The sequence below is a fragment of the Pseudorhodoferax sp. Leaf267 genome (genome assembly GCF_001422405.1).
Lineage (GTDB): Bacteria > Pseudomonadota > Gammaproteobacteria > Burkholderiales > Burkholderiaceae_C > Pseudorhodoferax.
Genome location: NZ_LMMV01000024.1, coordinates 109,096 through 131,826 on the forward strand (window position 1 = coordinate 109,096; position 22,731 = coordinate 131,826).

The window sequence follows — 22,731 nt, forward strand, 5'->3', positions numbered from 1 at the left end:
CTTCATTCCCCACAGAAAGAGACCCACACCATGGCAGCCACCATCATCGACTCGCGCATCTTCGGCGACATGTTCAGCGACGCGCGCATGCGCGACGTCTGGTCCGACGAGAACCGCACCGCCAAGTACCTGGACATCGAGCGCGCGCTTGCCAAGGTGCAGGGCCGGCTCGGCATCATTCCGCAGGAGGCGGCCGACGAGATCGTGCGCAACTGCGAGCTGTCGCAGATCGACTGGGTGAAGCTCAAGGCCAAGACCGAGCAGATCGGCTACCCCATCATCGCGGTGGTCAACCAGATCAACGCCAACTGCCGCGACAAGCTGGGCGAGTACTGCCACTGGGGCGCCACGACGCAAGACATCACTGACACCGCCGCCGTGCTGCAGATGCGCGAAGGCCTGGCGCTGGTGGAGCAGGACTTGAATGAGATCGGCAACGCGCTGGCCAGCCTGGCCAAAAAGTACCGCGACACGCCCGTCATCGGCCGCTCCAACCTGCAGCAGGCCACGCCCATCACCTTCGGCTACAAGATGGCCAGCATCCTGGCCGGCATCGACCGCCACCGCGAGCGGCTGCAGCAACTGAAGCCCCGCGTGCTGATGGGCGAGTTCGGCGGTGCGTCGGGCACGCTGTCGTCGCTGGAGAAGGGCGCGATGGAAACCCAGGCCGGCCTGATGAAAGAGCTGGGCCTGGCCCAGCCCCTGATCTCCTGGCACACGGTGCGCGACACGATCGCCGAAGTCGGCGCCTTCCTCGGCCTGGTCGGCGGCTCGCTGGGCAAGATCGCCATGGACGTCAAGCTGATGATGCAGACCGAGGTGGCCGAGGTCTTCGAGCCCTACGCGCCGGGCCGCGGCTCGTCGTCCACCATGCCGCAAAAGCGCAACCCGATCTCCTGCCTGTACATCCACGCGAACATCTCGGTGGCGCGCCAGCATGCGGCCGCACTGATGGACGCGATGGTGGCCGACCACGAACGCTCCACCGGCCCGTGGGAGATCGAATGGGTGTCGCTGCCCGAGATCTTCTGCCTGATGTCCGGCGCGCTGAAGCAGACCAAGTTCATCCTGAAGGGCCTGGAAGTGGACGCCGGCCGCATGCGCTCGAACATCGACATGACGAACGGCCTGGTGATGTCCGAGGCCGTGATGATGGGCCTGGGGCCCTACATCGGACGCGAGTACGCGCACGATCTGGTGTACGACCTGTGCCGCGAGGCGATTGCCAAGAACCGCCCGCTGATCGAGATCCTCGCCGTGCATCCGGAGATCAGCAAGCACGTGACGCGCGTTCAGCTGGAAGCCATGTGCGAGCCGGCGAACCACCTGGGGCAGGCGGGTGTGATGGTGGACCGGGTGCTGGCGGCGCGGGGGTAGGCGCGGCAGGCATGGCCAGGGCGTCCATGACAGAAGTAAACTGCACAGGATTCTGTCATCCCCTCTCCAGGAGCCGACCATGGGCTTTGCTGCCAGCGATGTCGTGCCTTTCACCCAGGCGCGCGCGAACCTCTCGGAACTGGCCGACCAGGCCAAGGCCGGTGCCGAGAAGATCATCACCAAGAACGGCGAGAGCTATGTGGCGCTGATCGACGCCGACCGCCTCGACTACTACCACCGCCTCGAGCGCGAGCGCATCCATCTGCTGCTGATCGCCGACGCGCAACGGGGGCTGGCCGACATCCAGGCTGGCCGCACAGTGGAGGCCGATGGCGCCATCGGCCAACTGCAGCAGCGCCGTGCCGTCGCCGCCAAGACTGCGCTGCCGGCCAAGCCGGCCAGGAAGCGTGGCTGAACCGCTATACCGGGTCGAATTGACCGCCAGCTTCCTGGAGCGACTGGACGCCATCGAAGCGTTCCTGGTCGAGGCGGGCGCCGGTTTCGCCTTCGATCGGCTGCTGGACGAACTGCGCGCCACAGTCATTCCTAACCTGCGGCGCTTCCCACGCATCGGCCGGCGCTACTTGGCCCACCCACCGCAGTCCGCCGAAGCGCTGGCCCAGCTTGCAGCGCTGCCGCCCGGCGCGCCGGATGCGCTGAGGGAGTACCTGCACGGCGACTACCTGATGCTCTACACCGTCGTGGACGCAACGCAAAAGACCGACGCCACCGTGTACCTGCTGTCCATTCGGCATCATCGCCAACTTTCGTTCGACTTCGCGCGGCTCTGGCCAGGTGCCAGCACGCCCGACTAACCGAAACCGGGCCGTGCATCAAAGATCATCAGGTCCGCGACGCGCGCGCAGCTGGAAGCGATGTGCGAGTTGGTGAACCATCTGGGGCGCGGCTTGCCAGACGCAGGCGCAACTCCGAGACTACACACATGTACGTACCCGCATGGAGCACGCCGTGGACAGTTTGACGACCCGCGTCTTCAACAATGGCAACAGCCAGACGGTGCGCATTCCCGCGGAGTTCCGGCTCGACACCGACAGCGTGCGCATTTCGCGCAACGCTTCGGGCGATCTGGTCATCCACCCCCTGCGGGCCAAGCGCGGGGCTGCACTACTCGATGCATTGCGCCGCGTTGCTGAAGCCGACGAGGCTTTCTTGACCGCGCTGGAGGCCGACCGCGCCGAGATACGGCATCCGCAGGAGCGGGAGACGCTGCAATCTACCGGCTGGACACTAAACCCCTGATCCACCTGATCCAGCAGCAGCCACCCAGCGTATGCGGCGACATGCACAGGTATGGCCACGCACAGGGTCTGCGCTCGCACCGTCACGTCGCCCCAGCCCCTCAAGCCTTCACTTCCACCACCTGCTCAAACCCGCCGAAGATCATGCGTTTGCCGTCGAACGGCATGGGCGGGTTGCCGGGGTTGGACGGGTCCATGCGCGGGTCTTCCATCATCTTCTTCATGCCCGTGTCGCGCGTGGCCTTGTCGGGCCATTCGACCCACGAGAAAGCCACCGTCTCCTCGGCCGTGGCCTGCACGGCGCGGCGGAAGTCGGTGACCTTGCCGTCGGGCACGTCGTCGCCCCAGCCCTCGATCACGCGGGTTGCGCCCAGCTCGATGAACAGCGCGTCGAAATGACGCGCGTGCTCGACGAACTTCTGCTTGTTGGCCGTGGGGACGGCAATCACGAAACCATCGATGTAGGACATGTCTTCACTCCTGTGGGGTTGACGATCAGCGCGCTCGCCCGAGAGCGCCTCGCATCCCCACGACGAACGACGGCAAGCCAGATCGACATGGCCTGCCTTGGCGGGACGATACGCGCCAGCGCTGGGCGACCCACAATGCGCAAATGCGAACACCGGTCCACAACGCACGTTACCTCTGCGCCGCTCTGCTGCTGCTTGCTGCCGCGGCCATGGTCGCGCAGGCTGCAGCGGCTTCAACCACGGAGCCATCGGTCGAGACGACGCAGGTGCATGCACTCGACGGCCACCGCGTGACGCTGGACGTGTTCCCTGCGGGCGGCCCGCTGCGCGGGGCGGCCATCCTCTCGCACGGCTTCACGCGGAGCCGGAGCACGCTGGCGGGGCACGCGCAGGCGCTGGCCGATGCCGGCGTGCTGGCGCTGGCGCCGGACCTGCCCTGCACCTTCGACTTCCGCTGCAACGCCCGCGCCCTCGCCGCGCTGGTGGGCGCGCTGCGTGCGGGCGGCACCTTCGGCCCGCCGGTGGACAAGGTCATGCTCGTGGGCTTCTCCGCCGGCGGCCTGTCCAGCCTGCTGGCGGCGGACGCGCCCGGCGTGGTCGGCTACGTCGGCCTGGACCCGTTCGACCGCACGCTGCCGGACGAGGCCGCGCCCCTGGGCCTGGCGGCGGCCGGTCGCCTGCGCACCGAGGCGCTGCTGCTGCGCGCGCCGCCCTCGCGCTGCAACGCCGACGCGGTGGCCGCGCCGTGGGCGGCCGCGCTGCCGGCCCTGTGGCGCGACGAAGTGGTCGCCGGCGCGTCGCATTGCGACTTCGAGTCGCCCACCGACTGGATCTGCCGACTGGCCTGCGGCGAGCCCGACCCGGCGCGCCAGCAGCAGGTCCGCCAGGGGCTGCTGGACGCAGCGGCGCGCTGGATGCGCTGAGAACCGGCCCGCGCGGGCGCAGTCTCGCCGGATCTCAACGCGTGCCGGCCGGGGCCAGCAAACCGCCGAACACGCACGCGAGGAAATCCTTGAACGGCTCCTCGCCGCGGTCGCTCTTGGCCCGCAGCACCGTGCCCTGCCAGGCGTTGAGCACGAAGCGGCCGAGGGCCTGCGGATTGGTTGGCGTGGCCACGCTGCCGGCGGCCTGCGCCTCGGCGATCACGGCGGCAATGGCCTGGGACCACAGGTCGAAGTAGCGCGCGAACTCCGCGCGCGAGGTCTCGTGGCTGTCGGCGATCTCCGAACTCAGGGTGCCGAGAAAACAGCCGCGCTGGTAGCCGTGGTCCTTCACCACCTTCCAGCGCTTGCGGAAGTCGCGCTTGAGCCGCTCCACGGGCTCCAGGCTGGAGTCGCGCAGCGCACGCAGGTCGTGCATCTGGGCGTAGGCCGCCAGCGCCTCCAGCGCCAGCGCTTCCTTGCCGTCGAAGTGGTTGTAGAACGAACCTTTGGGTACCTGCGCGGCGTCCGTCAGGTCCTGCACGCTGCTGCCGTTGAACCCGGTCGTCCAGAAGACGTCCAGAGCGGCATCGACCAGTTGCTGGCGAACACTGGGGCGTCCCATGGTGGATGGCTTTCAGGTTGGTTGGATTGGCAGACGGGATTGTGCCGTCGCGCTGAGCCATGCACAATATGACCGGTCGTCTTAGAATTTGGCTGGACGGCACAGACATCTTCCCGCGCGATGGAACGAGTGTTCCGCCGCCGCGCGGGCGGTACCGGTGGCATTTGCACAGGAGCAGACATGGAGAATTTTCGAGGCGTACGGATCAGCCAGGCAGACCAGGGCCTCACGGCCGAGGTCGGGCGACTGTCCGACGCGGACCTGGATGCGGGCGACGTCACCGTCGCCGTCGACTACTCGACCGTCAACTACAAGGATGGCCTGGCCATCACGGGCCGCGGCGGCATCGCCAAGCGGCTGCCGATCGTGCCGGGCATCGATTTCGCCGGCACGGTCCAGGCCTCGTCGAACCCCCGGTTCCAGCCGGGCGACCGCGTGGTGCTCAACGGCTTTCAGGCCGGCGTGACGCACCACGGCGGCTTTGCCCAGCGTGCGCGCGTGCCGGGTGACTGGCTGGTCAAGCTGCCGGGCGGCATCAGCACGCGGCAGGCCGCCGCCATCGGCACCGCCGGCTTCGCCGCCATGCTGTGCGTGCTGGCGCTGGAGCGCGGCGGCGTGCGCCAGGGCGACGTGCTGGTGACCGGCGCGGCCGGTGGCGTGGGCTCGGTGGCGATCGCGCTGCTCAGCCGGCTCGGCTACCGCGTCATCGCGTCCACCGGGCGCAGCGAGGAGGCCGCCTACCTGCACAGCCTGGGCGCCAGCGAGGTGATCGCGCGCGCGAGCCTGTCCGCCGCGGCCACCCAGCCGCTGGGTGCGGAACGCTGGCACGGCGCCGTCGACACCGTGGGCAGCCACACGCTGGTGAACGTGCTGGCGCAGACGCGCTACGGCGGCACGGTGGCGGCTTGCGGCCTGGCCCAGGGCCTGGACCTGCCCGGCAGCATGGTGCCCTTCATCATGCGCGGCGTGACGCTGGCCGGCGTCGACACCGTGAACGCGCCGATGGCGCTGCGCGAGCAGGCCTGGAGCCGGTTGGCCAGCGACCTGGACCCGGCGTTGCTGGCCAGCATGACCCAGGTCGTCGGGCTGGACGCCGCCGCCGCCAGCGCCGTGCAGGTGCTGCGCGGTCAGGTGCGGGGCCGCACGCTGGTCGACGTGAACGCCTGAGCGGGGGCTTGCACATGTCCCGATACTTCGCAGCCGCAGCGGCCGGCCTGTTGGTGGCCACCTTGCTGCACGTGCCGGCGTCCCACGCGCAGCAGCCGACCCCAGCTTCCAGCGCCGTGGCCCCCAGCAGCGTGGTGGTGGAAGAGGTGGCGCCGAAGATCCGGCGCGTGGTGTTCGGCGATCCGCCGTTCAACCTGGTGACGCCGGACACCGTGTCGCGCATGCACGCGGTGGTGACCGCATTGGAGGGCGACCCCGGCGTGCAGGTCGTCATCTTCGCCAGCAGCACGCCGCAGTTCTTCTTCAACCACTTCGACCTGGCCCAGGCGGCACGCTTTCCGATGCTGCCCGGTGCCGAGCCGACGCCCATGTGGGTGGACCTGGTCGCGCGGCTCAGCCGGGCGCCGTTCGTCAGCATCGCCGCCATCCGCGGGCGCACGCGCGGCGGCGGCAACGAACTGGCCCTGGCCATGGACCTGCGCTACGCCAGCCGGGAGCTGGCGCTGTTCGCACAGCCCGAGGTCGGCACCGGCATCGTGCCCGGCGGTGGCGGACCGGAGCGCCTGCCCCGGCTGGTGGGGCGTGACCGCGCGCTGGAGGCCATCCTCGGCAGCGAGGACTACGACGCAGCCACGGCCGAGCGCTACGGTTGGGTCACCCGCACCCTGCCGGACGCCGAACTCGACCGCTTCGTCATGGCCACCGCCCAGCGCCTGGCGGGCTTCGACCGGGCCGCACTGGCCGCTGCCAAGGCGCAGGTGAACCGGGCCTCGCTGCCGCCCGATGCGGACCTGGCCGCGGCCTACCGCGAATACAGCCGCTCGCTGGCCAACCCGAACCTGCGGCCCCGCCTGGCGCGGCTGGGGCAGTTCGTGGCGGAGCAGGGCCCGGACGTGGAACTGCGGCTCGGCGACTACCTGGGCCGTGTCGGCTCCCCACCCTGAGCCGGCCAGACCGGCCGGCAACACCATCGCAACCCATCCGCCCGGCGACAGCCGGCGAAGGAGTCATCATGCATATCGAGAACGCCGTGGTCCTGGTGACCGGCGCCAACCGCGGCCTCGGCCGCGTCTTCGTGCAGACCGCGCTGGCACGCGGCGCCCGCAAGGTCTATGCGGCTGCGCGGCAGCCCGACACCGTCGATGTGGACGGCGCCGTCCCTCTCCGTCTGGACGTCACCCGGCCGCAAGACGCGGCTGCGGCGGCGGCCCTGGCGAGCGACGTGACCCTGGTGGTCAACAACGCCGGCATCTCGCTGGCCGGCGGCGTCGCCGGGGCCGATGGCCTGGAGGTGTTGCGCCGCCAGCTCGACACCAACTGCCTGGGCCTGCTGCACGTGGCGCAGGCTTTCGCGCCGGTGCTGCGGGCCAACGGCGGGGGCGCGATGGTCAACATCCTGTCGGCGCTGAGCTGGGTGAACGCGCCGGGCATCGGCGGCTACTGCGTGTCCAAGGCCGCGGCCTGGGGCCTGACCAACGCACTGCGCAACGAGCTGCGGGGCCAGGGCACGCTGGTGGTGGGGCTGCACGCCGGCTTCATCGACACCGACATGGCGCGCGGCTTCCCCGGCCCGAAGACGCCGCCCGCGTCGGTGGCGGCGCAGGCCTTCGACGCCGTGCAGGCCGGGCAGGAAGAAGTGCTGGCCGATGAGCCGGCCCGCCACGCCCAGGCTGCGCTCGGCGCGGGCCGGTACCTGCAGGCACTCGCATTCAAGTAGGCACGCACCTGCGCCTGCCGCCAGCATCCCACCCCCTGAACTCCCGGACAAACGCATGAACAAGCGCACGCTGTGGAGCGCCTGGCCGCAGCACTGGCCTGGAGCGCTATAAGCCGGGCCTGGTCCTGTAGAACGGCGAGTTCGTGGCGGTGCACGGCCGCTACCTGGGCTTTGCGGACAAGCCCATGGTCGCGGTGGACATCCTCCGCGTCAGGGGCGGCAAGCTGGTGGAGCACTGGGATGTGGTCCAGGAAGAAGTGCCGGCCGACAAGACGCCCACCGGCAACCCGATGTTCCCGGTGCGGTAGGCGCGCATGCATCACGCGGGCGCTGCCGGCTTGTGCCGCGCCGCCACGCCCGCGCGCTTGCCCTTCATCTCCGCAAAGAAGTCGTAGAGCTGCTGCGCCGCCGGCGACAGCGGCCGGCCCTTGCGCCGGATCAGCCCCACCTTGCGCGTGACGATGGGGTCCACCAGCGGCACGCTGACCAGCAGCGGGTGGTCGGCGCCTGGCATGGCCAGCGAGGGCACGGCCGCCACGCCCAAACCAGCCTCCACCAAGCCCAGCATGGTCGTCACATGCTGCGCCTCGTAGATGGCCTGCGGCCGCCCGGGCAGGCCGGCCAGGGCCTGGTCCAGCAGCAGCCGGTTGCCCGATGTCTTGCTCACCGAAATGAAGTCGTGCTGGCCCAGTTCGGCCCAACTCACCTTGCGCTTCTTCGCCAGCGCATGGTCGCGCCGGCACGCGGCCACGAAGCGCTCTTCCAGCAGCGGCTTGAACTCGATGTCGGGCTCCTGGCTGCCGATGAAGTTGAGGCCAAAATCCGCCTCGCTGCGCGCCACGGCCGCCAGCACCTCGTTGGCGCCCGCATCGAACACCTTCACGCGGATCTTCGGGTAGCGCTCGTGGTAGCGCGAGACCACCTGCGACAGGTAGTAGTAGACGGTGGAAGGCACGCAGGCGATCGTGACCTCGCCCATGCGCGTGCCGGCCACGCCGCGGATGCCCAGCAGCGTGTTGTCCAGGTCGTCCAGCAGCTGCTGCACCTTGCGGTCGAAATCGCGGCCCACGGCGGTCAGGCTCACCTTGCGCGTGGTGCGCTCCAGCAGCTTCACGCCCAGCGCTTCTTCCAGCTTCTCGATGCGCCGGCTGAAGGCCGGCTGCGACACGTGCAGCGCGTCGGCCGCCTTGCGAAAGCTCGACAGCTCGGCCACGGTGCGGAACGCCTGCAGGTCGTTGAGGTTGAAGTTGATGGCCATGGCGCCTTCTTATGGTGGTCTCCGGTGATCGACAGTGTGCATCAATCCTTCGCAAAGATGCAATTCACAGGCAGGGCCGCACGCCCGAACATTCAGCCCGTTCTGAATGCCAAGCTTTCCATCCACCGGAGTAGACAAATGAAGTTCAAGCAACAGCCGCTCATCGGCGCCATCGCGCTGGCAGCGGCCTTCACCTGTGGCAGCGCCGCGGCCGCCTGGCCCGAGCGCAGCATCACCATCGTCGTGCCCACGTCGGCCGGCGGCGCCAACGATGCGATGGCGCGCGTCATCGGCCAGGCCATGGCGGTGGCGCTCAAGCAGACCGTGATCGTGGAGAACAAGGCCGGTGCCAACGGCGCCATCGCCAGCGAATACGTCAAGCGCGCAGCGCCCGACGGCTACACGCTGATGCTGGGCTACATCGCCACGCACGCCATGAACCCTGCGCTGCAAAAGCTGCGCTACGACCCGGTGGCCGACTTCGAGCCCGTGGGCATGGTGGGCTCGTCGGCCACGCTGATGGTCGTCAGCCCCAAGGTCAAGGCCAACAACGCCAAGGAGTTCGTGGCGCAGTTCAAGGGCGGCAAGGAAATCGCGACCTATGCCTCGGCGGGCAACGGCACGGCGCCGCACTTTGCGGCCGAGATGTTCAAGCTGTCCACCGGGCTGGACATGCTGCACGTGCCCTACAAGGGTTCCGCGCCTGCGGTCAACGACACCATGGCCGGGCAGACGCAGGTGATGTTCCCCAGCTTGTTCACGGCCATGACCTTCGTGAAGAACGGCAAGCTCAAGGCCATGGGCGTGGCCGGCAGCAAGCGCTCGGCCCTGTTGCCCGACGTGCCCACGCTGGCCGAGCAAGGCATCAACGGCGTGGACGTGTCGCAGTGGTACGCGATGTTCGCCCCTGCCAAGACGCCCGCCCCCGTGCTGGAGCAGCTGAACACCGTGCTCAACCAGATCCTGGCCGACAAGGCCATCGGCAAGAAGCTGGTGGAGAGCGGCGCCGAGGTCGAGACCATGACGCTGCCGCAGATGCGCACCTTCATCGCGGCCGAGCAGGTCAAGTGGAAGAAGGTCGTGCAGGCTACCGGCCTGAAGGCGGACTGAGCATGCCCACCGCTCTTCGCAGCCTTCCCATCGCGCTGGGCACGCTGTGCGCCCTGGCCGCCGGCAGCGCGCAGGCGCAAAGCAGCGTGCGCCTGTACGGCATCGTCGACCTCTCGGTGCGCCGCGCCAACGGCCTGAACGAGTTCGCGCCCAGCCCCACGTCGGCGACCGTCATGTCCAGCGGCCTGAACAACACCAGCCGCTGGGGCCTGCGCATCCAGGAGGATCTGGGCGGCGGGCTCAGCGCACAGGCGCAGCTGGAGTCGGGCATCAACGCCAAGACCGGTGCGCCGGCCAGCTCCACCATCTACTTCGACCGGCAGTCCTGGGTGGGCCTGGGCAGCGCATGGGGCCTGGTCAGCCTGGGCCGCCAGACCACGCTGCTGGCCGACGCGGTGTCGCCGATCGACCCGCTGGGCATGCGCCTGGCCAGCTTCAACCCCAGCATCAACACGGCGGCGCTGAGCCAGCACCAGCTGGGCGTGGGTTTCGGCGCGAGTGGGTCGGCCACCGGCTCGTACCGGCTGAACAACAGCATCAAGTACAGCGGCGAGTTCGCCGGCGTCAGCGTCAAGCTGATGCACAGCCTGGGCGAGGTGGCCACGAACAGCGACGCGGCCAATTCCACTGGCGTGGGCCTGGGCTACAAGCTGGGCGCGCTGCAACTGTCTGCGGCCCACCAGAGCTTTCGCAACAACGACGACACGCTGGGCCTGCGCGGCGTGGTGCTGGGCGCGGCCTGGGTCTTTGACGGCGGCGCGCGCCTGGCCGGCATCTACGGCAGGAGCCGCGCCGAGACCAGTGCCACCGCGCGCACCGCGCAGCGCACGCTCGGCCTGGGCGCCACCGTCCCGGCCACCGGGCTGGTCGACGTGACGCTGGCGCACTACCGCGTGGCACGCGAGCGCAGCGCGCGGGCCGGCGACGGCTACGGGCGCACGGTGGCCTTCGCGGAATACAAGCTGTCCAAGCGCAGCGTGGCCTATGCGGAGGCAGACCACACGCGCTGGCAGGGCGGCTTCCAGGGCGCGGCGAACAAGCAGAAGGCGACGGGCGTGAGCGCGGGCATACGGCACAGCTTTTGAGGCAGCGCTGCCGATGCGCCCCAGGCACCGGCGGCTGGCGCGCATTCTGGAGCCTCCCGCGCAACGCACACTTGGCCACCTGCCAGCGGTTGTGTCAGCCAGGCGTCGGCATCCGCCCGGCTGCAGGGCAGGCGTCAGCTCATCGGGTCGGTTGGTTCGCCGCGGCGTGCGCCCAGTGCTGCTGCACGAACTCCAGCAGCGCCTGCACGCGTGCCAGGCCGAGCTTGCGCCGGGGCACATAGGCCTTGAACCAGTTCTGCGGCGCGAACTTGGGCAGCAACTGGATCAACGTGCTGTGCCCGATCTGCGGTCCGGCGATGTAGCTCGGCAGCAGCGCGATGCCCAGGCCCGCCAGGGCCGCGTGCAGCAGGGTGCGGTTGTCATCGGCCTGCAATCGCGCTCGCACGTCCACCGCCAACACCCCACGGCTGCTTTGGAACGCCCAATGGGTGCCCGTGGCCGAGAACACCAGGCAGGCGTGGTCGGCGAGGTCGCGCGGATGCGCAGGGTTTCCGTGCTGCGCGAGATAGCGCGGCGCCGCGCACAAGACGGGCTGCACCGGACACAGCTGCACATCCACGACGCCTTCATAGCTCGCGGCACGACCGCTGATCGCCAGATCGACGCCTGCCTCGGCCGGGTTGGTCGAGCGATCGACCAAGGACAGCTCCATGGTGATGCGCGGATGGGCTGCCAGGAACGCGCAGAACACCTCGCCCAACTGCTCCATGGTCAGCGTGGTCGGCGCCATCACGTGCAGATGCCCCTCCGGCTTGCCCTCGTCGCGGCGCACGGCCTGTAGCAGATCCTCGAATTCGGCCACGACACCCGCAGCGCGGGCATGCAGGCGTTCGCCGGCCTCCGTCAGCGTGACCTTGCGTGTCGTGCGCTCGAAAAGCCTGGCCTGCAGCTCGTGCTCCAGCTGGGCCACCCGTTTGGCCACCACGGACGGCACGACGCCCAACTGCCCAGGGCCCCGACGTGCTGCTGCGCAACCTGGCGGACAAGCTGGGCAAAGACCTCGGCCAACCCGTGGTGATCGAGAACAAACCGGGTGCCAGTGGCTTCCTGGCCTTCCAGGCCGCCAAGGCGGCGCCGGCCGACGGCTACACGCTGGTCCACATGGACAGCTTCCACATCGGCACGCAGCCACACCTGTTCAACAAGCTGCCCTACAGCGCGACGCGCGACTTCGATCCGATCACGCCACTCGTGCGCAACTACTTCTTCGTGGTCGTGCCCAGCACCTCCAAGTGGCAAACCATGGGCGAGCTGGTCGCCGCCGCCAAGGCCAGGCCCGACAGCGTGACCTACGGCTCCTGGGGTGTGGCCAGCCCCGCGCACTTGGGCGGGTTGATGCTGGAGTCCGCCGCCGGGATCCGCATGTCCCATGTGCCGTACAAGGAGTCTGCCCAGCTCTACTCCGGCGTGGCCAACGGCGAGCTGGACTGGGCCATCGGCTCGGCCGCCTCGGCCGGCTCCATGCTGCAAGCCGGCAAGGTGCGCTTCCTCGCCGCTGCCGCCCCAACCCGTATCGGCGGTTACGACAAAGTGCCCACGGCGGCGCAGACCGGCGGCCCTGCCCACTGGGCCGTGGGTGGCTGGAACGGCCTGCTGGCGCCCAAGGGCACACCCAAAGACATCGTGCAGCGCCTGAACGAGGCCATCGCCAAGGCCATGAACGCGCCCGACATGCAGGGCAAGCTCGCCGTCTTCACCTACGAGCCCTACACCATGTCCCCGGCCGAGATGGGCAAGCTCATGGAGCAGGAAGTCGCGGCCTGGGGACCGTTGATCCAGAAGTCCGGCATCAAGCTGGACTGAGGTACGCCATGGCACGGCCCAATTTCAACGTCCAGGTCGCCGCCGTTCGGCAACTGACCGAGCGTGTGCGCGAGTTCTTGCTGATCAGCGTCGATGGCAGCCCGCTGCCGTCCTACTCGGCAGGCTCGCACATTGCGCTGCACACCCATTCGCCTGCGCGCGGCCTGATCGTGCGCCATTACTCGCTGGTCGGAGGCGCGGACCTGCAGGACGATGCCCGCGACACCTACCGCATCGCCGTGCAACGCGAGGACCATGCCGGCGGCTCGGCGCACATCCACGCGAGCTTCGAGGTCGGCACGCGGTTGCAGATCGGCCCGCCGACCAACAACTTCCCGCTGGATCGGCGCGACCAGAACGTGCTGCTGATCGCGGGCGGCATCGGCATCACGCCGATCTTCTCGATGGCACGCAGCCTGGCACGACGCCGCTGCGACTAGCGCGTGTTCTATGCCGGCCGCCAGGCCGCGGGCATGGCCTACCACCGAGAGCTGGAGCAACTGGCAGGCGAGCGCGTGCAGTTCTACTACAGCGACAGCCAGGGGCAGGCGGATGTGCAGGCCTTGCTGCGCAGCCAGCCCGAGGGCACCAGCGTCTACGTCTGCGGGCCCAAGCCCCTGATCGATGCGGCCCATGCCGCAGGCGCCGCCCTGGGCTGGGCGGCTGCGCGTGTGCGCAGCGAGATGTTCACGGCAGCCATCTCCGGCAATGCCAGGCCGTTCACGGTGCACCTGCAGCGCAGCGGCAAGTCCGTCCAGGTGGGCAGCGACGTCAGCATCCTCGACGCGCTGCGGCCAAGCGGGAATTCGTGCTCGGCGGCTTCGCCGACCACACCACCCCGCTGGTGCGCAACTGCTGGTACGTGGCCGCACTGGCCAGCGAGGTCTCGCGCGAGATCATCAGCCGCCGGCTGCTGGGCATCGACGTGGCGCTGTACCGCACGCTGGCCGGCGAAACGGTGGCGGTGCGCAACCGCTGCCTGCACCGATCCTTCCCCCTGGCCAAAGGCAAGCTGGTCGGCGACGTGCTGATGTGCGGCTACCACGGCATGCAGTTCGACCCCTCGGGCCGGTGCGTCAACATGCCGGCCATGCCCATCGTGCCGACGAACGCGAACGTGCGCAGCTTTCCGACCGTGGAGCGCGGCCCGCTGGTCTGGATCTGGATGGGTGACGCCGACCATGCCGACGAATCCCTGGTCCCCGATACCAGTTGGCTCGCCAGCCCCGAATGGAAGACCGTCAGCGGCAGCTTCCATCTGAAGTCCGACTACGTGGCCATGCACGAGAACCTGCTGGACCAGACGCACTTTCCGTTTTTGCAACCCGGCGCCATCGGCACGCCCGAGTACGCGCGCTCCAAGCTCAAGGTGCGCGAGGAAGGTGACACGGTCATCATCGATCGCGAGCTGCGCCACTCGCCGCCGCCGGGGGTCTACGCCATGCCCACGGGCCTGGCGGGCCAGCCGGTGGACCGCTTCTAGGATGCGCGCTTCGTCTCGCCCGCGCTGCACACGGCCTACGCGCGCATCGTGGACAACCACGACGCCAGCGGCACGCCGCGCACCTACCGCTTCAACATCAGCCACATCTTCACGCCCGAGACCAACAACGCGATCCACTACTGGTGGTTCGCCAGTCGCAACTTCAAGCTGGACGACGCGGCCATCGACGCGCACCTGCTGGGCGCCTCGACCAAGGCCTACCAAGAGGATGTGGACGCGCTGGAATGGATCATGGATGTGGTGCAGAGCGACAGCGAGCCGCAGTTCGATCTGAACTTCGCGCCGGACAAACCGGGGCTGATGATGCGGCAGATCCTGTACCGCCTGGCAGCCGCCGAAGCCGGCGTGAAACGCGGAGCTTGACCATGGCACCAGTCATCGGCTGCATCGGCACATCGCACGCCCCCACCATCGGGATGGCCTACGACAAGGGCAAGCAGGAAGACCCGGGCTGAGCCGCTGCTTGGCGGCTACGAGCCAGTCGCGTAGTGGCTCCAGGCGCACGAGGTGGTCACGCTGGTCCCGTTCTACAACGACCACGCCTCGGCATCCGCTGAACTGGCTCTGCCAGGCCGCTGGGTGCGCCACTCTGGGCCTCCCAGCCGCCTGGCACTCACTCCAGCACCACCGCCCGCTGCTCCGCCACCGCCAGCCCACCCTGCGCCACCACCGCCTGCCAGCGCGCCAGATCGGCCTGCACCCGCTCGCCCAGCATCTGCGGCGTGCCGGCCTGCACCCGGGCACCTTGCTGCTCGAAGAGCTGCACCACGGCCGGGTCGGCCAGCACCTGGTTCAGCGCCCGGTTGAGCGCGTCCACCCGGTCCTGTGGCGTGCGCGCCGGCGCGAACAGGCCGTACCACTGCGTGACGTCCACGCCCGCGATGCCGGCTTCGGCCAGCGTCGGCACATCGGGCAGGCCCGGCAGGCGCTGCGGGCCGGCCACCGCCAGGGCGCGCAGCCGCCCGCTGTGCACGAAGGGCAGGGCCGTGAACAGGCTGGGGAACATCAGCTGCGTGCGCCCGGCGGCCGTGTCGGCGATCGCCGGCGCCGCGCCGGGGTAGGTGCTGGCGGCCATGGCCGTTCCGCTGGCCTGCTGGAACAGGGCCGCGGCGAAGTGCGGCGGCGTGCCGTCGCCGGCCGAGGCGTAGCCGATGCGGCCGGGCTGCGCGCGCAGGGCCGCGACCAGCGTGGGCACGTCGTGCGCCGGCAGTTCCGGGTGCGCCACCATCAGCGTGGGCGACGAGCCCACCAGGCCGATGGGCGCAAAGTCGGCCACCGGGTCGTAGCCGAGCTTCTGCAGCGCCGGGTTCATCGCATGCGTGCCCACGTAGCCGAACAGCAGCGTCTGGCCATCGGGCTCGGCGCCGGCCACGTATTCGCTGGCCACGGCGCCGTTGGCACCCGCGCGGTTGTCCACCAGCACCTCCTGGCCCAGCAGCGGCGCGAGCTTGCCGGCGATGATGCGGGCCATGGTGTCGTTGCCGCCGCCCGCGCTCGTGGGCACGATGAGCATGATGGGTTTGCGTGCGGCCGGACGGGCGGCCTCCTCGGGGCGCGAAAACACGTAATCGGGCAGGTGCAGTTCGCCCTGCATGATCTTGCGCGCGGTGCGCACCAGGGCTGCGCGCTGCATGGTGACGGCCTCGCCCGTGCCATCGAGTTCCACCTCGATGTCGATCTGCCCGGCCGGGTGCAGCACGGTCAACTGATGGCAGCCGGCCGCGCGGGCGATGCCGCTGGCCACCGTGCCCGGCAGCGCAAAGGCGCTGGCCACGCCGATGGCGCCCGTCACCGCGTGCGAGGCATGGCAGCGCCGGGGCGTGAAGTAGCGCGAGGTGATGCTGTTCCCCGAATCACCGGCGCTCACCAGCACCGGCTTGGGGATCACGCTGTTCGACACATCGCCCAGCCCCATGCGCAGGCCGGCCTCCAGCCGCAGCGATTCGATGCGTTCGAGCAGCGCGGTGTCAGCGTCCAGCGCCACGGGCTTTTCGCGGCCGGTCACGCCCAGGTCGGCCGCGCGCACGATCATCAGCGGCATGGCCGCGTCGATGCAGCTGACTTCCACGCCCTGGATCGTGTCGATGCGCTGGCCGGTGGGGAACACCTGGCCCGTCACGGCGCCCCAGGCGTCCAGGAAGTCCAGCAGGATGGGCGCTGCCGTGCCGGCCACACCGTCGATGCGCGCATCGCCCTCGTAGCTGACGCGGCCGCCGGGCGTGCGCACGGTCACGTCGATGCGTGCGCCGGTGTTGACGTTGTGCACGCGCACCTTGGTCGTGCCGTGCTGCGCTTCGATCAAGCCCTGCTCGATGGCGAAAGGCGCGACGCCCGACAGCATGTTGCCGCAGTTGGGCCGCGTGTCCACCGAGCGGTGGCCCACACCCACCTGGGCGAACAGGTAGTCCAGGTCGCAGCCCGGCTCGTTGGAGCGCGACACGATGGCCACCTTGCTGTTCAGCGTGCTGCCGCCGCCGAGCCCGTCGAGCTGCAGCGGGTCGGACGCGCCGATGGCGCCGATCAGCGCCTGGTCGCGCGCCTCGTCGCCTTCGGGAAGCCATTCGCGCAGGAAGAAGGGGCCGCGCGAGGTGCCGGCGCGCATCAGTACACAGGGGATGGTCTTGCTCATGGCGGCATTCTGGAATGCGGCATCGATGTTGAGAATTGCACTTTGCGGCAGGATTGATGTGCTTCGTGCATCAACAAGGCTCGCGTGCGCAGCCTGGCGTACGCAGCGCGTACAAGGCGGCTGGCGCCTGGCGCCCGCCTGGAGCGTCACCGCCGCCGACAGGCCAACGTCGGAGGCACACCCTCTGATGTCGAGGCGTCCTCCTACGCGGTGCGCCCACGGGCTACGCGAGCCTTGTTCTTCGATGCCCAGGAGAGCACCCATGCACCAGATGAACGCGGCGCTACAGGAAGCTGTCGGCTTGACCGTGCCGGCGGCCACAACGCCGCGCAAGACCTCCGCCAGGTCCGCAGGCCTGACGGCAGCCACGCGGCGCCAGATCGACCGCCATCTGCAGGACGTGTTCCAGCTCGAAGCCCTGCGCCCTGGCCAGCGCCAGGTCATCGAACGCGTGCTGGCCGGCCAGTCCACGCTGGCCATCATGCCGACAGGGGCCGGCAAGTCGCTGTGCTACCAGCTGCCGGCGCTCATGCTCCCGGGCTGCACACTGGTGGTCTCGCCGCTGATCGCCCTCATGAAGGACCAGTGCGAGAAACTGCGCGGGCACGGCGTGGCCGCCGTCGAGTTCAACAGCAGTCTGGACGCCGAGGCCCTGGCCGCGGCCGAGGCGGCGCTGGCCGACGGCAGCGCGCGCATCGTGCTCGTGACGCCCGAGCGGCTGGCCGACCAGGATTTCCTGGAGCGCATGCAGCGCTGCGATGTGTCGCTGGCCGTCATCGACGAGGCGCACTGCATCTCCGAGTGGGGCCACGACTTCCGGCCCGCGTTCCTGCAGATCGGCCCAGCGCTCAAGGCGCTGGGCGCGCCGCCCGTGCTGGCGCTCACGGCCACGGCGCCACCGGACACGGCCACCGAGATCGCCAGGCAGCTGCGCATCCCCAAGAGCGGTATCGTCGACACGGGCGCCTGGCGGCCCAACCTGGTCTACAGCGTCGAGTACCTGACCCGGGCCGACGAAAAGCTCAAGCGGCTCATGGAGGTGCTGCAGCGCTGCGACGAGCCCGGCATCGTCTACACCGCGACCGTGCGCGCCGCAGAAGAGGTGCACACCGCGCTGGCTGCCCGGGGCCTGTCGGTCGGGCTTTACCACGGCAAGCTCAACACGGCCGAGCGCACCGCCGCGCAGGAGGCCTTCATGGCCGGCACCACGCGCGTGATGGTGGCGACCAACGCCTTCGGCATGGGCATCGACAAGGCCGACGTGCGCTTCGTCGTGCACTACCAGTTGCCGGCCAGCCTGGATGCCTACTACCAGGAGTCCGGCCGCGCCGGCCGTGACGGCCTGCCTGCGCGGTGCGTGCTGCTGTTCCTGCGCAGCGACAAGTCGGTGCAGCAGTTCTTCATGAGCGGGCAGGCCTTCACCCAGGCCGACCTGGACGCGGTGATGGCCACGCTGCCCAGCGACGTGCCGGCCACGGCCGTGCAGGTGCAGGAGCAGGCCGGCATGCCCAAGGGCAAGGCCGTGGCCGTGCTGTCCATGCTGCAGCAGGGCCGCTATTGCACGAAGGCGAAGACGGCCGATGGCCAGACCGGCTGGCTGCTGGCCGCGCCCTCGCGCGGGCAGCGCACGCTGGTCGAACTGCTGCAGGCCGACCACGTGCGGCGCATGGAAAAGCAGCGCAAGCTCGAAGCCATCGTCGACTACGCCGAGAGTGGCGCCTGCCGCTGGAACACGCTGCTGGGCCATCTGCAGAGCGGCGCGCGGCCACAGGGCTGCGGCAGCTGCGACAACTGCAGCCGGCTGCAGCGCCTGGCCGATAGGCAGGTGGCCGCGCCGGCCGTGGCCGCACCGCAGATCGAGCTGCCCCGGCCCGCCAAGGCCAAAGCAGCGCCGCTGTTCCAGGTGGACGACCACGTGCAGGTCAAGCGTTTCGGCAGGGGCCAGGTGATGGGGACAACGGCCGATGCCGTGCGCGTGCGCTTTGCCGATGGCAGCGAACGCAGCTTCCAGCCGGCCTTCGTGGTGGCGGTGGAGCTGGGCGCGGCCTAGCAAGTGCCAGCGCCTACGGGGTGAGCGGCGAAACGACTACGCCGCGGCTGCAGCGGCCGGCGAATCATGGTGTTTTCACTCCACGGCCGCGCGCGCAGTTATGCAGACCCCATGGTCATTCCCCACGCGTCCGTCCGCTGCGCCTGAAAGCGCCGACCCTTGTCCCGCCGCGCCCAGCCTGCTGGCTGCGAATGCACCTGCGTTCCAGGGCTTCTGGATGGGCGGCTACGAGGGAGCCGACCATGTGAACGGCCACGGCATCGCGCTGGACCCGAACCTGCGCAACGGCCACGCGGCCCGGCTCGACGAGGACTACGGCGCGCTGCAGGCATTGGGCATCCGCGTCGTGCGCGAGAGCATCGGCTGGCGCCTGCTGGAGCAGCGCGGCGCGGCGGGCGTGCAGGCCCTGCAGGCCCAGGCACGGCTCGCCGCGCGGCACGGCATCCAGGTGCTGTGGACGCTCATGCATTACGGCTGGCCGCCGCGGCTGGACCCGTTCACGCAGCCCGATGCCTTCGTCGACGCCTTCGCCCGGCACTGCGGCGCCGTGGCCGGGCTGCTGCAGGAGATCGACGGCCCGCCCGCGGCCTACCAGCCCGTCAACGAGATCTCGTTCCTGGCCTGGGCCGCCAGCAGTACCGGGCTCATCCACCCCCATGTGCCATCGCATCCGGAGCGTGGCAGCGCGCTCAAGCGCGTGCTGGTGCGCGCGGCGCTGCGCGCGATGGACGCGATCCGCCGCGTGGCGCCGGCCGCGCGTTTCGTGCACACCGACCCGGTGGTGCACGTGGAGCCGCCGCTGGGCGCCGGGCCGGCCGTGTGCGCGCAAGCACTGCGCGAGCATGACAGCCAGTTCGAGGCCTGGGACATGCTGTGCGGCCGGCTCGCGCCCGAGCTCGGCGGCGCGCCGCATTACCTGGACCTGCCAGGCCTGAACTACTACCACGACAACCAATGGGAGCATGGCTCGGGCGCGCGCCTGCACTGGCACCGCGACGACCCGCGCCGGCGGCCGTTCCACACGCTGGCCGACGCCGTATGGCAGCGCTACGGCCGGCCGCTGTGCATCTCGGAAACCGGCCACGTGGGCGAGGGCCGCGCCGCCTGGCTGGACCACCTGGCGGCCGAGCTCGGCACCTGCCGCGCGCGCGGCATCGCGCTCGCCGGCCTGTGCCTGTACCCCCTGATCGACCGGCCCGACTGGCAGAACGCCGACCACTGGCACCACAGCGGGCTGTGGGACGTGCCCGGTGCCACGCATGGCGATTTCACGCGCCGCCTGTGCCAACCCTATGCCGACCGCCTGCGCCACTGGCTGCAGGCCTTCGACGCCGCTTCGCCTCTTCCTGTTTCCCCTCCAACCTGTACCCCCATGAACAGCATCATCGTTTTCTCGCATCTCCGTTGGGACTTCGTCTACCAGCGCCCCCAGCAGCTGCTGTCGCGTCTGGCGCCCCTGCATCCCATCCTGTTCGTGGAGGAGCCCATCCTGGGCGCCGACCATGCATGGGTCGAACGCCACAGCCCGTGCGCCGGGGTCACGGTGCTGCGCATGCATGTCACGGGGCACGCCCCCGGCTTCGACGACGAGCACATGAACGTGATGCGCGCGCTGCTGCAGCAGGACCTGCTGGACCATGGCGTATGCGACTACCTGCTGTGGTTCTACACGCCCATGGCCTTGCCTCTGGCACGCGGCCTGCTGCCGCGCGGCATGGTCTACGACTGCATGGACGAGCTGGCGGCCTTCGACTTCGCGCCGCCCGCCCTCATCGCACGTGAAGACGCGTTGTTCGGCCAGGTCGACCTGGTGTTCACGGGCGGGCGCAGCCTGTACGAATCCAAACGCGGCCGGCATGCCGACGTGCACTGCTTCCCGAGCAGCGTGGACCATGCGCATTTCGGCCACCGCGCCGTGGCCGACCACCCCGACCAGGCCGCGCTGGCCCGGCCGCGCCTGGGCTACTACGGCGTGATCGACGAGCGGCTGGACCTGGCCCTGGTGGCGGCACTGGCCGATGCGCATCCCGCCTGGCAGATCGTCATGGTCGGCCCGGTGGCCAAGGTCGATCCCGCCCGGTTGCCGCAGCGGCCCAACCTGCACTGGATGGGGCAGCGGCGCTACGACGAGCTGCCGGCCTTCCTGGCGGGCTGGGACGTGTGCCTGATGCCGTTCGCGCTGAACGCCTCCACGCGCTTCATCAGCCCGACCAAGACGCTGGAATATCTGGCGGCCGGCAAGCCGGTGGTCAGCACCGCGGTGCGCGACGTGGCGCAGCAATACGCCGACGTGGTGCCGATCGCGGCCTCGGCCGCCGAGTTCGTCGCTGCCTGCGAATGCATCCTGGCCCGGACCCCCGCCGAGCGCGCCACCTTCGCCTCGGCGGCCACGGCCACGGTGGCTGCCACCTCGTGGGACGGCACGGCCTCGGCCATGCAGGCCCTGCTGCGCCGCTTCGACGTGCGGCCCGTGGCGGCGAGCGCACCGGTGCGCGCACTCGTGCCGGCGGGCTGAACGCCATGGCCCACATCGCCATCGTCGGCGCCGGCTTCTCGGGCGCCGTGCTGGCCCAGGAGCTCGGCCAGGCCGGCCACCAGATCGACGTCTTCGACACGCGCGCCCACGTGGCCGGCAACTGCCACACCGAGCGCGACGCCGACAGCGGCGTGATGCTGCATGCCTATGGCCCGCACATCTTCCACACCAGCAACCAGCGCGTGTGGGACTACATCCGCCGCTTCGGCGAATTCATGCCCTTCGTGAACCGCGTCAAGGCCATCACGGGCGGGCGCGTGTACTCGCTGCCGCTGAACCTGCTGACCATCAACCAGTTCGTCGGCGCCACCTTCTCGCCCGCACAGGCCGAGGCCTACTTTGCGCAGGTCGGCGAGCGCGGCAGCGGCGAGCCGGCCAACTTCGAGGAGCAGGCGCTGCACCTGATGGGCCGCGACCTGTACGCCGCCTTCTTCGAGGGCTACACCGCCAAGCAGTGGGGCATGCCCGCCGCGGCTTTGCCGGCCAGCATCCTCAAGCGCCTGCCCGTGCGCTTCAACTACGACGACAACTACTACGCAAGCCAGTACCAGGGCATCCCGCGCGAGGGCTACACCGCCATCGTCACGCGGTTGCTGGACCTGCCCAGCGTGACGGTGCACCTGGGCACGCGCTTCACGCGCGCATTGGCGGCCGGCTACGACCACGTCTTCTGCAGCGGGCCGATCGATGCCTGGTTCGGCTGCGACGAGGGCCGGCTCGGCTACCGCACGCTGGATTTCGTGCGCGAAGACCATGTGGGCGACCACCAGGGCAATGCCGTCATCAACTACTGCGACCTGTCCGTGCCGTGGACGCGCATCTCCGAGCACAAGCACTTCGCCCCCTGGGAGCAGCACGCCGGCACCGTGGTGTTCAAGGAGTACAGCCGCCTGTGCGAGGAGGTCGACATCCCGTACTACCCGATCCGGCTCGTGGCCGAGAAGGCGTTGCTCGCGCACTACGTGTCGCGCGCGCGGCTGGAGCCCAACGTCACCTTCCTGGGGCGCCTGGGCACCTACCGCTACATCGACATGCACGTGACGATCGCCGAGGCGCTGGAAGTGGCGCAGCGCTATGGCGACACCCAGGCGGCGCGCAAGCCCATGCCCAGCTTCGTGGTCGATCCCCTGGGGTAGAGGAGGCCCACGGCGCGTCGCCTTGGCGCTAGCATGCAGGCCGATTCCCGGCCCGGCATTCCTC

21 protein-coding genes and 1 pseudogene are annotated in these 22,731 nt (G+C 69.7%); 17 read left to right on the forward strand and 5 right to left on the reverse strand.

Translation table 11 applies throughout. The features are described 5' to 3' along the window. The first annotated feature begins 30 nt into the window (after nucleotides 1–30). The 4 genes from ASF43_RS24100 (at nucleotide 31) to ASF43_RS24115 (ending at nucleotide 2,637) form a co-directional block, all read left to right on the forward strand. A complete protein-coding gene (locus tag ASF43_RS24100; protein WP_056186911.1) occupies nucleotides 31–1,377 on the forward strand; it encodes an adenylosuccinate lyase family protein in 1,347 nt (448 codons plus the stop codon). Nucleotides 1,378–1,456: 79 nt separating this feature from the next. Further along, the gene (locus ASF43_RS24105) at nucleotides 1,457–1,792 is read left to right on the forward strand and encodes a type II toxin-antitoxin system Phd/YefM family antitoxin (RefSeq protein WP_056186913.1); all 336 of its coding nucleotides are present in this window, start codon (nucleotides 1,457–1,459) and stop codon (nucleotides 1,790–1,792) included. After that, nucleotides 1,785–2,192 carry a type II toxin-antitoxin system RelE/ParE family toxin gene (locus ASF43_RS24110; protein WP_056186915.1) on the forward strand — a complete coding sequence of 136 codons (408 nt, stop codon included), beginning with the start codon at nucleotides 1,785–1,787 and terminating at the stop codon, nucleotides 2,190–2,192. Before ASF43_RS24105 ends, ASF43_RS24110 begins: the two co-directional genes overlap by 8 nt. Before the next feature lie 154 nt (nucleotides 2,193–2,346). Further along, entirely contained in the window at nucleotides 2,347–2,637 is a 291-nt protein-coding gene (locus tag ASF43_RS24115) for an antitoxin (protein ID WP_056187460.1), read from the forward strand. A gap of 100 nt (nucleotides 2,638–2,737) precedes the next feature. Here the strand turns inward: ASF43_RS24115 and ASF43_RS24120 are convergent, their stop codons facing one another. Next, nucleotides 2,738–3,106 carry a DUF1428 domain-containing protein gene (locus ASF43_RS24120; RefSeq protein WP_056186919.1) on the reverse strand — a complete coding sequence of 123 codons (369 nt, stop codon included), beginning with the start codon at nucleotides 3,104–3,106 and terminating at the stop codon, nucleotides 2,738–2,740. Between the two features lie 143 nt (nucleotides 3,107–3,249). Between ASF43_RS24120 and ASF43_RS24125 the strand changes: the two genes are divergently transcribed. Next, nucleotides 3,250–4,029, forward strand: a complete 780-nt coding sequence (locus tag ASF43_RS24125) for an alpha/beta hydrolase (protein ID WP_056186921.1) — start codon at nucleotides 3,250–3,252, stop codon at nucleotides 4,027–4,029. A gap of 34 nt (nucleotides 4,030–4,063) precedes the next feature. Here the strand turns inward: ASF43_RS24125 and ASF43_RS24130 are convergent, their stop codons facing one another. Further along, entirely contained in the window at nucleotides 4,064–4,651 is a 588-nt protein-coding gene (locus tag ASF43_RS24130) for a TetR/AcrR family transcriptional regulator (RefSeq protein WP_056186924.1), read from the reverse strand. A gap of 180 nt (nucleotides 4,652–4,831) precedes the next feature. Here ASF43_RS24130 and ASF43_RS24135 point away from each other — a divergent pair, with 180 nt between their 5' ends. The 4 genes from ASF43_RS24135 (at nucleotide 4,832) to ASF43_RS30975 (ending at nucleotide 7,843) form a co-directional block, all read left to right on the forward strand. Next, nucleotides 4,832–5,818 carry an MDR family oxidoreductase gene (locus ASF43_RS24135; RefSeq protein ID WP_056186927.1) on the forward strand — a complete coding sequence of 329 codons (987 nt, stop codon included), beginning with the start codon at nucleotides 4,832–4,834 and terminating at the stop codon, nucleotides 5,816–5,818. Between the two features lie 14 nt (nucleotides 5,819–5,832). After that, nucleotides 5,833–6,762, forward strand: coding sequence for an enoyl-CoA hydratase/isomerase family protein (locus tag ASF43_RS24140; RefSeq protein WP_082498138.1), 930 nt, complete (start codon nucleotides 5,833–5,835; stop codon nucleotides 6,760–6,762). Nucleotides 6,763–6,830: 68 nt separating this feature from the next. Further along, on the forward strand, nucleotides 6,831–7,535 hold the full coding sequence (locus ASF43_RS24145) for an SDR family oxidoreductase (RefSeq protein ID WP_056186930.1): 705 nt from the start codon (nucleotides 6,831–6,833) through the stop codon (nucleotides 7,533–7,535). Nucleotides 7,536–7,678: 143 nt separating this feature from the next. Then, complete coding sequence (locus ASF43_RS30975) at nucleotides 7,679–7,843, forward strand: hypothetical protein (RefSeq protein WP_156373503.1); 165 nt, start codon at nucleotides 7,679–7,681, stop codon at nucleotides 7,841–7,843. An 11-nt stretch (nucleotides 7,844–7,854) separates the two neighbouring features. On the opposite strand, the gene ASF43_RS24150 is transcribed toward ASF43_RS30975, so the two are convergent. Beyond that, the gene (locus ASF43_RS24150) at nucleotides 7,855–8,793 is read right to left on the reverse strand and encodes a LysR family transcriptional regulator (RefSeq protein ID WP_056186932.1); all 939 of its coding nucleotides are present in this window, start codon (nucleotides 8,791–8,793) and stop codon (nucleotides 7,855–7,857) included. A 138-nt stretch (nucleotides 8,794–8,931) separates the two neighbouring features. On the opposite strand from ASF43_RS24150, the gene ASF43_RS24155 reads away from it, so the two are divergent. Together ASF43_RS24155 and ASF43_RS24160 are read left to right on the forward strand one after the other, a co-directional pair. After that, a complete protein-coding gene (locus ASF43_RS24155; protein WP_056186934.1) occupies nucleotides 8,932–9,903 on the forward strand; it encodes a tripartite tricarboxylate transporter substrate binding protein in 972 nt (323 codons plus the stop codon). A 2-nt stretch (nucleotides 9,904–9,905) separates the two neighbouring features. Then, entirely contained in the window at nucleotides 9,906–10,988 is a 1,083-nt protein-coding gene (locus tag ASF43_RS24160; RefSeq protein WP_056186937.1) for a porin, read from the forward strand. A 139-nt stretch (nucleotides 10,989–11,127) separates the two neighbouring features. On the opposite strand, the gene ASF43_RS24165 is transcribed toward ASF43_RS24160, so the two are convergent. Continuing rightward, on the reverse strand, nucleotides 11,128–11,943 hold the full coding sequence (locus tag ASF43_RS24165) for a LysR family transcriptional regulator (protein ID WP_255358158.1): 816 nt from the start codon (nucleotides 11,941–11,943) through the stop codon (nucleotides 11,128–11,130). 26 nt (nucleotides 11,944–11,969) lie between these two features. On the opposite strand from ASF43_RS24165, the gene ASF43_RS24170 reads away from it, so the two are divergent. From ASF43_RS24170 to ASF43_RS24185, 3 genes and pseudogenes are all read left to right on the forward strand, one after another. Then, the gene (locus ASF43_RS24170; protein WP_056186943.1) at nucleotides 11,970–12,812 is read left to right on the forward strand and encodes a tripartite tricarboxylate transporter substrate binding protein; all 843 of its coding nucleotides are present in this window, start codon (nucleotides 11,970–11,972) and stop codon (nucleotides 12,810–12,812) included. A gap of 8 nt (nucleotides 12,813–12,820) precedes the next feature. After that, a complete protein-coding gene (locus ASF43_RS24175) occupies nucleotides 12,821–13,252 on the forward strand; it encodes a ferredoxin reductase (protein WP_056186946.1) in 432 nt (143 codons plus the stop codon). A gap of 422 nt (nucleotides 13,253–13,674) precedes the next feature. Further along, nucleotides 13,675–14,679: pseudogene (locus ASF43_RS24185) on the forward strand (Rieske 2Fe-2S domain-containing protein). Nucleotides 14,680–14,929: 250 nt separating this feature from the next. Here the strand turns inward: ASF43_RS24185 and ASF43_RS24190 are convergent. Next, nucleotides 14,930–16,945, reverse strand: a complete 2,016-nt coding sequence (locus ASF43_RS24190; protein WP_056186951.1) for a 4-oxalomesaconate tautomerase — start codon at nucleotides 16,943–16,945, stop codon at nucleotides 14,930–14,932. A 262-nt stretch (nucleotides 16,946–17,207) separates the two neighbouring features. On the opposite strand from ASF43_RS24190, the gene ASF43_RS24195 reads away from it, so the two are divergent. From ASF43_RS24195 to ASF43_RS24205, 3 genes are all read left to right on the forward strand, one after another. Further along, on the forward strand, nucleotides 17,208–18,995 hold the full coding sequence (locus ASF43_RS24195) for an ATP-dependent DNA helicase RecQ (protein WP_235578354.1): 1,788 nt from the start codon (nucleotides 17,208–17,210) through the stop codon (nucleotides 18,993–18,995). A 100-nt stretch (nucleotides 18,996–19,095) separates the two neighbouring features. Continuing rightward, nucleotides 19,096–21,510 (forward strand): glycosyltransferase, encoded by a 2,415-nt coding sequence (locus ASF43_RS24200; protein WP_235578355.1) that lies wholly within the window; start codon nucleotides 19,096–19,098, stop codon nucleotides 21,508–21,510. Nucleotides 21,511–21,515: 5 nt separating this feature from the next. Further along, nucleotides 21,516–22,667: a UDP-galactopyranose mutase gene (locus tag ASF43_RS24205; RefSeq protein ID WP_056186959.1), complete on the forward strand. Its 1,152-nt coding sequence runs from the start codon at nucleotides 21,516–21,518 to the stop codon at nucleotides 22,665–22,667. Nucleotides 22,668–22,731: the final 64 nt, after the last annotated feature.

What these genes read in the sequence shown, in the direction of transcription:
- ASF43_RS24145 (WP_056186930.1), top strand. Translation starts at nt 6,831, where the DNA reads ATGCATATCGAGAACGCCGTGGTCCTGGTGACCGGCGCCAACCGCGGC.
- ASF43_RS24105 (WP_056186913.1), top strand. Translation starts at nt 1,457, where the DNA reads ATGGGCTTTGCTGCCAGCGATGTCGTGCCTTTCACCCAGGCGCGCGCG.
- ASF43_RS24125 (WP_056186921.1), top strand. Translation starts at nt 3,250, where the DNA reads ATGCGAACACCGGTCCACAACGCACGTTACCTCTGCGCCGCTCTGCTG.
- ASF43_RS24195 (WP_235578354.1), top strand. Translation starts at nt 17,208, where the DNA reads ATGCACCAGATGAACGCGGCGCTACAGGAAGCTGTCGGCTTGACCGTG.
- ASF43_RS24155 (WP_056186934.1), top strand. Translation starts at nt 8,932, where the DNA reads ATGAAGTTCAAGCAACAGCCGCTCATCGGCGCCATCGCGCTGGCAGCG.
- ASF43_RS24140 (WP_082498138.1), top strand. Translation starts at nt 5,833, where the DNA reads ATGTCCCGATACTTCGCAGCCGCAGCGGCCGGCCTGTTGGTGGCCACC.
- ASF43_RS24130 (WP_056186924.1), bottom strand. Translation starts at nt 4,651, where the DNA reads ATGGGACGCCCCAGTGTTCGCCAGCAACTGGTCGATGCCGCTCTGGAC.
- ASF43_RS24175 (WP_056186946.1), top strand. Translation starts at nt 12,821, where the DNA reads ATGGCACGGCCCAATTTCAACGTCCAGGTCGCCGCCGTTCGGCAACTG.
- ASF43_RS24160 (WP_056186937.1), top strand. Translation starts at nt 9,906, where the DNA reads ATGCCCACCGCTCTTCGCAGCCTTCCCATCGCGCTGGGCACGCTGTGC.
- ASF43_RS24200 (WP_235578355.1), top strand. Translation starts at nt 19,096, where the DNA reads ATGCAGACCCCATGGTCATTCCCCACGCGTCCGTCCGCTGCGCCTGAA.
- ASF43_RS24150 (WP_056186932.1), bottom strand. Translation starts at nt 8,793, where the DNA reads ATGGCCATCAACTTCAACCTCAACGACCTGCAGGCGTTCCGCACCGTG.
- ASF43_RS24190 (WP_056186951.1), bottom strand. Translation starts at nt 16,945, where the DNA reads ATGAGCAAGACCATCCCCTGTGTACTGATGCGCGCCGGCACCTCGCGC.
- ASF43_RS24205 (WP_056186959.1), top strand. Translation starts at nt 21,516, where the DNA reads ATGGCCCACATCGCCATCGTCGGCGCCGGCTTCTCGGGCGCCGTGCTG.
- ASF43_RS24120 (WP_056186919.1), bottom strand. Translation starts at nt 3,106, where the DNA reads ATGTCCTACATCGATGGTTTCGTGATTGCCGTCCCCACGGCCAACAAG.
- ASF43_RS24135 (WP_056186927.1), top strand. Translation starts at nt 4,832, where the DNA reads ATGGAGAATTTTCGAGGCGTACGGATCAGCCAGGCAGACCAGGGCCTC.
- ASF43_RS24100 (WP_056186911.1), top strand. Translation starts at nt 31, where the DNA reads ATGGCAGCCACCATCATCGACTCGCGCATCTTCGGCGACATGTTCAGC.